At 39.7% G+C, this 13,659-nt stretch carries 12 protein-coding genes; 9 read left to right on the plus strand and 3 right to left on the minus strand.

Annotated features, from left to right (window positions below; genetic code table 11):
• Position 1 precedes the first annotated feature (1 nt).
• Both CVP05_RS06300 and CVP05_RS06305 read left to right on the plus strand, forming a co-directional pair.
• On the plus strand, positions 2-1,480 hold the full coding sequence (locus tag CVP05_RS06300) for an FGGY family carbohydrate kinase (protein ID WP_100288730.1): 1,479 nt from the start codon (positions 2-4) through the stop codon (positions 1,478-1,480).
• A gap of 18 nt (positions 1,481-1,498) precedes the next feature.
• On the plus strand, positions 1,499-2,917 hold the full coding sequence (locus CVP05_RS06305) for an L-fucose/L-arabinose isomerase family protein (protein WP_100288731.1): 1,419 nt from the start codon (positions 1,499-1,501) through the stop codon (positions 2,915-2,917).
• A 101-nt stretch (positions 2,918-3,018) separates the two neighbouring features.
• Here the strand turns inward: CVP05_RS06305 and CVP05_RS06310 are convergent, their stop codons facing one another.
• Entirely contained in the window at positions 3,019-4,188 is a 1,170-nt protein-coding gene (locus CVP05_RS06310) for a multidrug effflux MFS transporter (RefSeq protein WP_100288732.1), read from the minus strand.
• 197 nt (positions 4,189-4,385) lie between these two features.
• Between CVP05_RS06310 and araC the strand changes: the two genes are divergently transcribed.
• Complete coding sequence (gene araC, locus CVP05_RS06315) at positions 4,386-5,240, plus strand: arabinose operon transcriptional regulator AraC (protein WP_100288733.1); 855 nt, start codon at positions 4,386-4,388, stop codon at positions 5,238-5,240.
• Here the strand turns inward: araC and CVP05_RS06320 are convergent.
• Both CVP05_RS06320 and CVP05_RS06325 read right to left on the minus strand, forming a co-directional pair.
• Positions 5,224-5,637 carry a type II toxin-antitoxin system VapC family toxin gene (locus tag CVP05_RS06320; RefSeq protein WP_100288734.1) on the minus strand — a complete coding sequence of 138 codons (414 nt, stop codon included), beginning with the start codon at positions 5,635-5,637 and terminating at the stop codon, positions 5,224-5,226. The genes araC and CVP05_RS06320 overlap by 17 nt on opposite strands.
• Complete coding sequence (locus tag CVP05_RS06325) at positions 5,634-5,888, minus strand: antitoxin (RefSeq protein WP_100288735.1); 255 nt, start codon at positions 5,886-5,888, stop codon at positions 5,634-5,636. The genes CVP05_RS06320 and CVP05_RS06325 overlap by 4 nt, the downstream gene beginning before the upstream one ends.
• A gap of 260 nt (positions 5,889-6,148) precedes the next feature.
• Here CVP05_RS06325 and CVP05_RS06330 point away from each other — a divergent pair, with 260 nt between their 5' ends.
• Genes CVP05_RS06330 through araA form a run of 6 tightly spaced genes read left to right on the plus strand, consistent with a single transcriptional unit; the run spans position 6,149 to position 13,652 of the window.
• Positions 6,149-7,123 carry a substrate-binding domain-containing protein gene (locus CVP05_RS06330; protein ID WP_100288736.1) on the plus strand — a complete coding sequence of 325 codons (975 nt, stop codon included), beginning with the start codon at positions 6,149-6,151 and terminating at the stop codon, positions 7,121-7,123.
• Positions 7,124-7,176: 53 nt separating this feature from the next.
• Complete coding sequence (locus CVP05_RS06335) at positions 7,177-8,667, plus strand: sugar ABC transporter ATP-binding protein (RefSeq protein WP_100288737.1); 1,491 nt, start codon at positions 7,177-7,179, stop codon at positions 8,665-8,667.
• On the plus strand, positions 8,651-9,607 hold the full coding sequence (locus CVP05_RS06340) for an ABC transporter permease (RefSeq protein WP_100288738.1): 957 nt from the start codon (positions 8,651-8,653) through the stop codon (positions 9,605-9,607). The genes CVP05_RS06335 and CVP05_RS06340 overlap by 17 nt, the downstream gene beginning before the upstream one ends.
• A 1-nt stretch (position 9,608) precedes the next feature.
• Entirely contained in the window at positions 9,609-10,556 is a 948-nt protein-coding gene (locus CVP05_RS06345; protein ID WP_100288739.1) for an ABC transporter permease, read from the plus strand.
• Between the two features lie 10 nt (positions 10,557-10,566).
• On the plus strand, positions 10,567-12,153 hold the full coding sequence (locus tag CVP05_RS06350) for a xylulokinase (RefSeq protein ID WP_100288740.1): 1,587 nt from the start codon (positions 10,567-10,569) through the stop codon (positions 12,151-12,153).
• Between the two features lie 11 nt (positions 12,154-12,164).
• Positions 12,165-13,652, plus strand: coding sequence for an L-arabinose isomerase (araA, locus tag CVP05_RS06355; RefSeq protein ID WP_100288741.1), 1,488 nt, complete (start codon positions 12,165-12,167; stop codon positions 13,650-13,652).
• Positions 13,653-13,659 lie beyond the last annotated feature (7 nt).

Below are 13,659 nucleotides of genomic sequence, written 5' to 3' on the forward strand. Positions count from 1 at the left end.
TATGCGTACACCGTTTATTATTGCCATTGATGAAGGTACAACTAATGCCAAAGCAATTGCGGTTGATATTGAAGGTAATATTTTATCAAAAGGTAGCATACCCTTAACGCTTACTCACCCTAAAGCCGGTTGGGCGGAACAAGATCCTATGGCAATTTGGCATGCCACGCAAAGTGCGGTCAGAATTTGCCTAGAATTTTTAAATATTGATGATTTAAAAGGGATTGCAATCAGTAACCAACGGGAATCCGTGTTAGCTTGGGAAAGAAAATCGGGTAAACCGCTTTCGCCGGTAATCAGTTGGCAATGCCGACGTTCCGAACCGCTCTGTGCAGAAATTGCTGACCGACCTGATGCTTATAAAATTCAGCAATTAAGCGGAATGGTATTAGACCCGCTTTATCCGGCCTCTAAAATTAATTGGTTATTGGGTGCTATTGATAACGGTTTCCAAAGAGCGGCACAACGCGAAATTTGTGTCGGTACAATTGATACTTGGCTGGTTTGGCAACTGACTAACGGAAAATCATTTGTTACAGATTATTCCAATGCTTCAAGATATCAACTCTTTAATATTCATCAAGCTAAATGGGATGATGAATTGCTGGCATTATTTCAAATCCCTGAGCAATGCTTACCGGAAATCATTTCTTCCGCTCAATATCGTGGGGAAACATTAAACTGCGACGGTTTGCCGAACGGTATTCCGATTCTATCGCAAATCGGTGATTCTTCCGCCGCACTTTACGGGCAAGGTGGGTTTAATGACAGTATTGTCAAAGCCACCTACGGAACAGGGAGTTCATTAATGACAAAAACAGCTGTTTTTCCGAAACAAAATTTAGGTGTTGGAACAACAGTGGCTTGGCATGATGGACAACTGAGTTTAGCCCTAGAAGGTAACATTACTCATACCGGATCTGCATTAGGATTTATGAGTCAATTATTAGGTGTCACCGACATTAATCAATTGAGTCTATGGGCCCAGTCCGTTGCAGATACCAACGGTGTTTATTTTGTACCCGCCTTAGCCGGTTTAGGTGCACCATATTGGGATGTCAAAGCACGTGGAATGATCTGCGGATTAACTGATGCCGCCACACCACAAATTCTAGCCAGAGCTGCAATGGAGTCTATTGGTTATCAAGTTGCTGATTTATTCTTTGCAATGGAAAACACATTAGACAAAAAATTAGAAACGCTATCTGTTGATGGCGGGCCGACAAAAAACTTATGGTTAATGCAACTTCAAGCAGACATATTACAACGTACGATCATATGCAGCCAAATCGCTGAAGTTTCGGCATTAGGCGCTGCTTACTTGGCAGGCAAAGCACTTAACTGGTGGGAAAGTTATGCGCAATTATCTGCGTTGCCGAGAGAAACAACCATCATTGTGCCTAATCCGAATAATAACGCTATTCAACAAAATTATCTTAATTGGCAACAAGCGGTTAAACGCGCCAGATTTCAAGCCTAACAAAACGGAGTGATTAAAATGAGAAGACCATTAAAACAACTCACCTTTGCCGTACTCATCGGCAATCGCGGTTTCTTTCCAAGTTATTTAGTTGGAGATGCGCGGAAAGAAGCACAAGAAGTATTTAGTGAACTGAATATCAACACAATTATGTTGACTGAACAACAAACAAATTATGGTGGTATTGAAACCTATCAGGATGCAAAAATTGCTGCCGAAATGCTCAGAGAGCATCGAGATGAAATTCACGGTATTGTCGTATTGTTACCCAACTTCGGTGATGAAAAAGCCGTAGCAGAAGCCATTCGTTTATCAGGTGTCAATGTGCCTGTCTTAATTCAGGCTCAAGAAGACGAATTAAATAAAATGGGATTGGCCACTCGTCGGGATAGTTTCTGTGGAAAAATTTCACTTTGTAATAATCTACGCCAATACGGCATTCCCTTTTCACTCACGACACAACATGTTTGTGCCATCAAAAGCGATATATTTAAGCAAGATCTTGTCAATTTTGAAGCAGTCTGTCGCGTAGTTAACGGTATTAAAGGCGCGCGTATCGGTGCAATCGGCGCAAGACCGACAAGTTTTAATACTGTGCGTTATAGCGAAAAATTATTGGAGCGATTAGGCGTTTCGGTTGAAACCATTGATCTGTCAGAAATCTTTGCCGCTGTAAACAGCTTAAAAGATGACGATATCCGCATTGCCGAAAAATTAGAGCAGCTTAAACGCAATGCAGATACCTCAAGGGTTCCTGAAGATAAATTACTTATGATGGCGAAACTATTTACCGTAATTAGCCACTGGATTATCGAAAACGACATTGATATGACCGCCATTCAATGCTGGACGTCGCTACAAAATACCTTAGGTATTAACGTTTGTTCCATCATGAGTGTAATGTCAGGGCAATTATTACCAAGTGCCTGCGAGGTGGATGTAATGGGGTCATTATCAATGTACGCTCTTTCTCTTGCCTCACTTAAACCAGCCTCCATTGCCGATTGGAATAACAATTTTGGCGACGAGCGTGATAAATGCGTTATGTTCCATTGCGGAAATTATGCCACTGATGAATTAAAAGATCCTTTTATGACCACAGCAGATATTATCGGTACAACGGTTGGTTGCGAAAATACTTGCGGCGCCATTAATGGTCGAATGAAATCCGGCCCGCTCACTTATTTCCGCCTATCTTCAGATGATTTTGAAGGAAAAATCAAAGCTTATGTCGGTGAAGGTAAATTCGTTGATGACGAATTGGATACCGTAGGCTGCCGAGCCGTAATCCAAGTAAAAGGACTAGAAGAACTTTTAGCGTATATTTGTCACAACGGATTTGAACATCACGTCGCAATGAATCATTCATCTGTGGCAAATGTGATTCATGAAGCATTGAGCAAATATCTCGGCATAGAATGTTATCGACATAAATAATGAAACATAAAAGATTACTCCTAACAATACATTAAGCGGTGCTGTAACGTTAGGAGAATCTAATTATGACGATCTACAAATAAAGGCCTGTCAAACTTGGACTACCCCTCAATTTTATCCGCAATACGCCAATAGCTTAGCAGTGTGAAGATTGCACTGACAGCGATAACAAGGGCGGAGGCATAAAATATATCGCCGATCCCGACTAATGGCGAGACAACCGCACCAAATAAAAAAGTGACGAAACCGATTAAGGCGGAAGCGCTTCCCGCATATTTACGTTCGGATTCCATTGCCAAAGTAGAAAGAGCTGGCAACATAAGCCCAATGGTCAGTAATAAAGTGAAAAATCCGATTTCAATAAGCCATACATTCATTTTTAATAGCAACATTAAGGCAACATAACAGGAAACCACTAAACCGCCCCACACGCCCGTTTTTATCGCAGACACGTTATTCCAACGCCCACCAATATTCGCCCCAATAACTAATGCCGCGCCGTTTGCGGCAAAGCATAAGCTAAAAACAAAGCTGCTCAAACCGTACGCTTGTTGAAAAATAAACGGGGAACCGGCAATATAAGCGAACATCCCCGCAAATGCGAAAGATTCAATCGCTACAAAGGTCATAAAACGCTTATTCAATACCACCTGTTTTAATGCGCTAAACGTGGATAAAATCGGCACGGTTAATCGTTTTTCCTTATGCAAGGATTCATTCAAGCGGAAAGAAAAAAACGTGACCGACAAACCAATAAAAGTCAAAAACCAAAACATACCACGCCAATCGGTAAACTCCATCATCAAACTACCGATAACAGGCGAAACGATTGGAGCCAATCCGTTGATCGTCATTAATGCGCCGAAAAAACGGGTCATTTCTCGACCAGAATATAAATCCGCCACAATCGCCCGAGAAATCACCACACTCCCCGAAGAGGCTAAGCCTTGAATAAAGCGCAGAGTAATCAACGATTCAATATTCGGTGAAAAAATAATCATCACAGTACTGACGATAAACACCAGTAATGAAACCAACAATGGTATACGTCGCCCGAATTTATCACTAAGTGGCCCGAATACTAACTGCCCGAACGCAAGTCCTAACATCCCCGTTGTCAGGGTCAATTGCACCATAGAGGTTGAAGTATCGAAAAAAACGGCCAGGTTTGGCAATGAGGGCAAATACAAATCCACCACAAAAGGCCCAAAGGCAGACAAAACGCCGAGTAATATCACTAAAAAGAATTTTGAATTTGCTTTCTTTCCCATAAAAATTCCTAAATAACGACCGCACTTTTAAACCCAAAGTGCAGAATATCTCTATTTTTCTCACAAGTATCGCATTGTAGATAGCTGCAAACAAGAAAGCAATGACATTCAGTTTATCCAAAGAACTCGCGTGATTGACAAAACAAAATCAGAAACTAATGGAAAATATTTTTTCTTTTACAGTATAATCCGTAGACATGAACGATAAAAAGACTATTGTGCAACCGAATCCCCTGCTACCCGGCTATAATTTTAACGCCTACCTTGTCGCAGGCTGCACGCCCATTGAAAAAGACGGCTATTTAGATTTTGCCATTAACCGCCCAAACGGCATGAAAGGTTATATCATCAACCTTACCACCAAAGGGCAAGGCACTGTTTTTCAAGGCGAGCAAGCCTTTCAATGTAATGTGGGCGATTTACTGCTATTTCCGCCTAATGCGGTGCATTTCTATCATCGGGCAGAAACGGCACAACGTTGGCATCACCAATGGATCTACTTTCGCCCAAGAGCATTTTGGCAAGATACGCTACATTGGTCGGATAGCGTAAATAATGTTGGGCGTTTAACTATTCCCAATGAACAGACCTACCAAGATCTACTGGCATTATTTCAACAAATTGAACGTGAATATAATGCTAAAGAAGCCTTTTCAGAGGCAATGTCAATGTGTCTTTTGGAGCAACTTTTGCTTAAATGTATCAAGCTCGATCCAGCACATCGCCAACGTCATCTTGACCCAAGAATTTTAGAAACCTGCCATTTTATCGCTGCCCATATCGACAAAAATCATAAAATAGAAGAAATTGCGGCACATATTCATATTTCCCCGTCAAGGCTCACTCACTTATTTAGTGAACAGATGGGCACGAGCATTGTAAAATGGCGAGAAGATCAGCGAATGATCAAAGCCAAGCATTTATTGCATTCTTCCGTAGCCCCAATTTATGCTATTGCTCGTCAACTTGGTTATGACGACCAACTCTACTTTTCGCGTATTTTTAAACGTTATTCAGGGTTAAGCCCCTCTGAATTTAGGAATTCGAGGTAGGGACAGTCCAATCTTCAATGTCTAATAAGGCAATTTGTTGAAATGCCTTATCATTAGTAACTAAGGTACATCCTGTGTGATAGGCATGTCCTGCAATCAATAAATCAAATGGAGAAAGATTTTTTCCTTGAGCTTCAATTTCAGCTTTGAATAATCCGCATTTTTTACTCATTTGAGCATCAAATGGTAGGATAGTGATATTTTTTACTACATTATCTACAAGACATTTTAACTTATGAGCTTGTGGCTTTTTAGCAAGACCATAGTTTATTTCCATATAAGTGATGGCAGAAATAAATATATTTTGCATTGAATGTTTTTTTAACTGGGATATTACATTTGGATTTAGTTTAACAATATGGCTGATCATATTTGTATCAAGCATATATTTCTTCATTCTTGCCAATCCTCAAACGGATCACGAATATGCTCTCTAGTATCTCTCTCAATAATCGCTTCCTCTTCAGATATTTCTAGAGATTGTGCTAATGCAATAAACTCGTCCCAATTATTAGAATATTTAGAAAGAATAACATTACCTGTCGCTTCATCTCGATAGATATAGACTTTATCACCTTCAAATCGGAATGCCACCGGCAATCGGACAGCTTGGCTACGCCCATTATTAAATAGTTTAGCTGTTTGCATAAAATCTCCTAATATGATAGTTCATAATACATAAGTATATATCATGATATATACCAAAATCAAATCATCATTCTAGTAAGTTGGCAATACGTTAAAAAAATGTGATCTAATACACAGTTCTTTTTGGGTAGCATAATTATCCATATCAAAAACAAAAAAATACATATATGGCTTTCTTCTATATCAGTAATATTAGGTCGTTCATATTATTAGGCGATATGAATATCCAAACAATATTAACTTACATTGAGGATTATGCTATGAAAAAGGCAGGTATGAAAAAACTTTTATTTTCAGGTGTTTTTTCTATATTGATGGCAACATCGGCTTATGCACAAGAAATTGTTAATATTTCTAAAATTGATGGTATGCCGTGGTTTAACCGTATGGCGGAAGGAGTTGTTCAAGCTGGTAAAGATACTGGAATTAAATCCTATCAAGTTGGACCATCTAATACAGATGCTCCACAACAAGTTAAATTAATCGAAGATTTAATTGCGAAGAAAGTCAGTGCAATTTCTATTGTACCTAATGATGCAAGTGCATTAGAGCCTGTTCTGAAAAAAGCGAAACAAAATGGCATTATTGTTTTAACAAATGAATCTGTTGGTCAGCCAAGTGCAGATTGGGATATTGAAATTATTGATAATGAACAATTTGCGATTGATTATGTTGAAGAAGTCGCTAAATCATTAGGCGGAAAAGGTGGCTATGTGATTTATGTAGGCGGATTAGCTGTGCCACAACATAATTTATGGGCTGATTTATTTATTAAACATCAAAAAGAACGTTATCCTGAAATGTTTGAAGTAACAAGCCGCATGCCTGTTGCGGAGAATATTGATGATTCTCGCCGTACAACCTTAGATCTTGTCAAAGCTCACCCAGATTTAAAAGCCGTGATTTCGTTTGGTTCACAAGGTCCAATTGGAGCAGGTTTGGCAGTGAAAGAAAAACGCTTAAAAGGCAAACTTAATGTCTTTGGCATGATGATCCCATCACAAGCAGCCTCTTTAATTAAAACAGGCAATATCACGATGGGCATTACTTATGACCCAGCAACTGCTGGTTATGCGTTGGCAACTGTAGCAGCCAAATTGTTGAAAGGTGAGCCAATTACTCAAGATCTTGAGATTCCAACTGTGGGTAAAGCCAAAGTTGATGTAGATAAAAAATTATTACAATTCCATAAAGTATTGAGAGTAACTCAAGAAAATATTAACGACTTGTACTAATGGGTAATTAAGTGATGGGTTCAATATTGAACCCATCATATTCAGGAGGAATTATGTCATTCTTTATCTCTATGCAAAACATCAGCAAGACGTTTTATGGCATTAAAGCACTCAATAATGTTGAACTTGAATTAAAGTATGGTGAAGCCCTTTGTTTAGCAGGGCAAAATGGCTGCGGGAAATCTACGTTAATTAAAATTTTATCAGGTGTCTATCAACCGGATAAAGGAGCCACAATCAAAATTGGTGCAAGCCATTACACACAATTAACACCACAAGAATCCATCAAGAAAGGTATTCAGGTTATCTACCAAGATTTATCGCTATTCCCTAATTTAACGGTCGCTGAAAATATTGCGATACATTCCTATCAAAAATTAGGCTGGGTTAATCAAAAAGAAGTCGAAGAAATTGCGACATCAGCCATCGACAGTATCCATGCTGACCTACCCTTAGATAAAGAAGTTGGGACACTTCCTATTGCTCAACAACAGTTAGTCGCTATTTGTCGTGCATTGGCTCAAAATGCGAAGTTACTGATTATGGACGAGCCAACCGCCTCCTTAACAGCAAAAGAGGTCAATGACCTACTTAATGTCGTGAATAAGCTCAAAAGTAAAGGTATCAGTATTATCTTTGTCAGCCATAAATTAAATGAAGTGATGAAGGTATCGGATAGTGTACTGGTATTAAAAGATGGCAATATGATTGGTAAATACCCAATCAATGAAGTTGATGAAAAGAAATTAGGCTTTTTAATGACAGGTTTGAATATCCAACTTTCTCAACTTCCTCCTTTCAATAAAGCAGATGAACCTATTTTAGAAGTTAAAAATTTAACGAAGTCAGGTGAATACGAAAATGTCAGTTTCTCATTAAGAAAAGGGGAAATTATTTCATTTATTGGTTTATTAGGTTCGGGACGAACAGAGCTTTGTTTAAGTTTATTTGGTCAAACTAAACCTGACAAAGGTGAAATGACTTTAAAAGGAAAAGCAGTTCAATTCAAAAACAATCGTGAGGCAATCCAGCAGGGCATTGCTTATGTTTCTGAAGATAGAATGAATACAGGGTTAATGATGAATGAGTCTATTCATCACAATATTATCTCAACAATTTTAGGTCGCATAAGTAACAAATTTAACGTAATTAAAGACAAAGTTGCCTATCAACATAGTCAATCCTTGATTGATGCCTTAAAAATTAAAGTTTCGGATTCAGACTTACCTGTAAACACATTATCAGGCGGAAATGCCCAACGGGTTTCAATCGCCAAATGGTTATCTATTCGTCCTGATATTATTATTTTGGATTCTCCAACTATTGGTGTCGATATTGCTAATAAAGAGGGTATTTTTAATATTATTAAATCGCTTGCGGAAGAAGGTATTTCAGTGATTTTTGTTACTGATGAGGTAGAAGAGGCATTTTATCATAGCCATCGTATTTTTATTATGAAAAAAGGACAAATTGCTCATCATATTTGTGCTACACAAACAACAGAACAAGAGCTAATGGAGAAAGTCTATGAACATCACGCATAATAAAATTTTACTTGCCACCATTATGTTAATGTCGATAGGTCTAAGTCTTTTTACGACAGACTTTTTGACTATCGAAAACCTCTATGATGTCGTTAATAACTATGCAATGCTAATGATTTTAGCATGCGGATTATTTGTTGTTTTACTTTCAGGCGGTATTGATATTTCCTTTCCGGCAATGACGATTATTTCGCAATATGTCATGATTTCATTGATTTCTCAATATGATCTAGGCTTCTTTGCTGTATTTATCATTTCTAGTGCAGTCGGTATTGTGTTAGGTTTTATCAACGCTTTCTTTGTGAATAAATTAAACGTCCCCTCCATTATTATTACCATATCTACCTTAAATATTTTCTACGGAGCATTGCTCTATATTACTAAAGGTGTATGGCTGTATGACTACCCAGAATTTTATCAACAAGAAATTATTTTCTTTAGAATTTCAAATGATAATTTTGATTATGGTCTTTCTTTCCAAGCCTTAATTGCTTTCATTGCTGTTTTATTAACGTGGATATTAACTAGCAAGTTAAGCATTGGACGTAAAATTTATGCGTTAGGCGGTAATAAAGAGGCGAGTTTAAGGGTGGGATTTAACATCTTTCGCCTACAACTTTTAGCTTATGGCTTTATGGGGTTAATGTCAGGTTTAGCTGGCGTAGTGCAATCTTACACAGTGCAGTCAGTTGCTCCAGATTCTTTGTTAGGCTATGAATTAACTGTGCTTGCCGCAGTAGTATTAGGTGGGGCAAGTTTAAGCGGTGGTCGAGGCACATTAAGTGGCACCATAATGGGTGTTGTATTACTGGCTATTATTCAAAATGGACTTAATTTGATGGGCGTTTCTTCTTACTGGCAAACAGTCATCACAGGCTTGATTATTATTTTAAGTATCAGCTTAACTGCTCTTGGGCAAAGAAGACATCAAGGAGTATAAAATGAAAGTTAAAATAGATAATTCCATTCAATATTTATTCATTCTTTTTATTTTATCGATATGCGTATTTAGTATTTTAGTACCAGATATATTTTGGTCGTTAGGCAATTTTCAATCAATGGCATCACAGATCCCTGTGCTAGGTTTATTAACCTTAGCAATGGCAATTCCAATGATTACAGGAGGAATAAACTTATCCATTATTGCGACAATGAACGCTTGCTCACTGATCCTTGCCTATTATGTAACGCAACAAGACAGTGTAGGTTATTTAATGTTAGGGCTAGTATTCGGCGTATGTTGTGCTGTTCTCATTGGATTATTAAATGGGGCGTTGATTGCGATGATTAAGGTATCGCCAATCCTTGCTACTTTAGGGACAATGACGTTAATTAACGGCTTAAATATCTTATTTTCCAATGGCTCAACCATTGCGAACTTCCCATCTTCTATTCTTGCTATTCATTCCGTAGAAATAGTGGGTATTCCATTACCGATGATCATCTTTTTGATAGCAACTTTTGCTGTGTGGTTTATGTTAGAAAAAACGACACTGGGGAAATCGATCTATTTTATTGGGAATAATGAAAGAGCAACGCATTATTCAGGGATCAATGTGAATAAATCAATTATTTTAGTCTATGTGATTTCATCTCTACTTTGTGTCATTGCGGGTGTGTTAATGATGTCAAAATTAAATTCAGCAAAAGCCTCTTATGGCGACTCTTATCTGTTAATTTCTATTTTGGCAACGGTATTAGGCTGTGTAAATCCTGACGGAGGAAAAGGAAAAATAGCAGGGATTATTATTGCCTTGATTTTATTACAAATTATTGAAAGTGGGTTAAATATCATAGGTGTGAGCAGTTATATTACGGTGATGTTATGGGGCGTATTGTTACTGTTTTTTATTTTCCTGCAAAAAGGTAAATTATTTAGTTTAAGATAAGGAGCGAAAAATGAAATCAATCATCCAAACCGGCAAAGCCTCACTGGGAATTGAGCTTGGTTCAACCCGAATTAAAGCGGTGTTGATTGCCCCAAATGGACAGATTATTGCCAGCGGTGGGGTGAATTGGGAAAATCAGTTGGTTGATGGCATTTGGACTTATGATGAAACAGCGATTTGGGCGGGGTTGCAACAGGCGTATGCGGATTTGGTTCGCAATGTGCAGCAACAATATGATGTGGAGCTGACCCAGATCGCTTATCTCGGCGTGAGTGCGATGATGCACGGTTATCTGCCTTTTGATCGCAGTGGCAACTTGCTTGTGCCATTTCGGACTTGGCGGAATAACATCACGGCAAATTCTTCGCAAAAATTGACCGCTCTTTTTCACTACAATATCCCTCAACGTTGGAGTATTGCCCATCTTTATCAAGCGATCTTAAATAATGAACCCCATTTAAATGAGTTGGATTATTTCACAACGTTAGCAGGCTATGTCCACTGGCAATTAACGGGGGAAAAAGTGTTGGGCGTGGGCGATGCGTCTGGTATGTTCCCGATTGATACGGTAACAGGGCATTTTGATCAAGCTATGTTGGCACAGTTTGAGCAACTGGTTGAGCCTTATGCTTTCCCTTGGCGGTTGCGTGATATTTTGCCACAGGTAAAAAGTGCTGGTGAAAATGCAGGTAGATTAAGCGAGCAGGGAGCAAAACGGCTTGATCCGACAGGGCGGTTACAAGCCGGTGTGAGCTGTTGCCCACCAGAGGGCGATGCAGGCACAGGCATGGTGGCGACTAATAGCATTAAGCCGAAAACAGGGAACATTTCAGCAGGCACGTCTGCCTTTGCGATGATTGTGTTAGAACAGCCATTAAGCAATGTCTATGAGGAACTGGATATGGTAACTACTCCAGCAGGTCAGCTTGTGGCGATGGCTCATTCCAATAACTGCACAACGGAAATCAACAGTTGGGTCAATCTGTTTGCAGAATGTTTACAGGCATTCGGCGTAGAAAAAACCGCAGAGGAGATCTATCAAACGCTATTTCAGCAAGCCCTAACAGGGGAAGCGGATTGCGGTGGTTTGTTGGCTTACGGCTTTCATTCAGGTGAACATATTGTGGGGTTATCTTCGGGCTGTCCACTCTTTTTACACCCGACCCAAGCCCATTTCAATTTAGCTAATTTTATGCGAGTACAGCTTTACACTGCTTTTGGGGCGATGAAGTTGGGAATGGATATTCTGATGAATAAAGAGCAGGTGAAAATCGAGCAGATTTTTGCCCACGGTGGCATTTTTAAAACGCAGGGCGTGGCTCAAACCATTTTAGCTTCCGCATTAAATGTACCGATTGCGGTGCAAGATACCGCTGGCGAAGGCGGAGCGTGGGGGATTGCGTTATTGGCAAACTATCTTGGTTACGCTCAACAAGGTATTTCCCTTGAAGATTATTTAGAACAGCATATTTTCTTGCAAACATTACGCACAATTCAACCGCCTGATCCGACTATTTCGCAAGGTTATCAAACCTTTATGACGCGTTATCAGGCAGGATTAAATATCGCAAAACAAGCAGCAACCGTTCAGGAATAAGGAGAAAGTGTATGGAATTTCTTAAAAAATTAGAAGTATGGTTTGTGGTGGGCAGTCAGCATTTATATGGTGAAGAAGCCTTAGAGCAAGTAAAAAATAATGCAGAGCAGATTGTTAGTCATCTCAACGCACAGCATCCTTTTTTGCAGATTAAATTACAACCGCTAGCCACAACCCCAGAGGAGATTTTATCTATCTGCCAACGTGCTAATCACGAAGATCACTGCGTTGGCGTGATGGCGTGGTTACATACCTTTTCCCCTGCGAAAATGTGGATTGCAGGGCTAAGTATCCTGAATAAACCGTTGTTGCAGTTCCATACTCAATTCAATCAATTTATTCCTTGGAATGACATTGATATGGACTATATGAACTTGCACCAAACCGCCCACGGCGACCGTGAATTTGGCTTCTTAGTCTCTCGTTTACGCAAGCCAAGAACCATTGTGGTTGGGCATTGGCAGAGTGCCGCTGTGCTTAAAAAAATCAACCGTTGGCAACGGGTAACTGCTGCGATTTATGACCAAAAACACCTGAAAATCGCCCGTTTTGGCGACAATATGCGAGAAGTTGCGGTAACGGAAGGGGATAAAGTCGAGGCACAAATTAAATTTGGTTATAGTGTAAATGGTTATGGCGTGTATCAATTGGTAGAAAAAATCAATGCAGTCAGTGATGAAGCCGCGGCTGCATTGGTGAAACAGTATGAGCAAGAGTATCAATTAGTTGAACGCTTACAAGAAAACGGCGAAAAACGCACCGCACTTTTCGATGCAGCTAAAATTGAATTAGGCTTAAGAGCCTTTTTAGAACAAGGCGGATTTAAAGCCTTTACCGATACCTTTGAAAACCTCAATGGAATGAAACAGCTACCGGGCTTGGCAGTACAGCGTTTAATGGCTGACGGCTACGGCTTTGGTGGTGAGGGCGATTGGAAAACGGCTGCCCTTGTGCGAGCGGTGAAAGTAATGGGCTACGGCTTACCAAAAGGCAGCTCTTTTATGGAAGACTACACCTATCATTTAACCGAAGGCAACGAGCTGGTACTCGGGGCTCATATGCTAGAAGTCTGCCCATCTATCGCACAAAAGCAACCTATTTTAGATATTAAACCGCTTGGTATTGGTGGAAAAGACGATCCCGCTCGTTTAATTTTTACGGGTAAAACAGGTAAGGCAGTCAATGCCACGATTGTTGATATGGGAAGCCATTTCCGTATGGTCGCTGCCGAGATACAAGCGGTCGAAAAACCGCAAGATATGCCAAATCTCCCAGTCGGACATATTTTCTGGCAACTCCAACCTAATTTTGATATCGGCACCCAAGCGTGGATCTTAGCTGGTGGTGCACACCACAGTGCATTAAGCCTAGACATCGATGCGGAAATGCTCCAAATGTTCGCAGAATATTTTGAGATTGAATTTATCCACATCAACGAAAATACCGAACTCAGCCAGCTAAAAAATGAATTGCGTTGGAATGCCGCACATTACGGCTAGCCAAGTC

Source organism: Conservatibacter flavescens (assembly GCF_002795425.1).
GTDB classification, from domain to species: Bacteria; Pseudomonadota; Gammaproteobacteria; order Enterobacterales; family Pasteurellaceae; genus Conservatibacter; species Conservatibacter flavescens.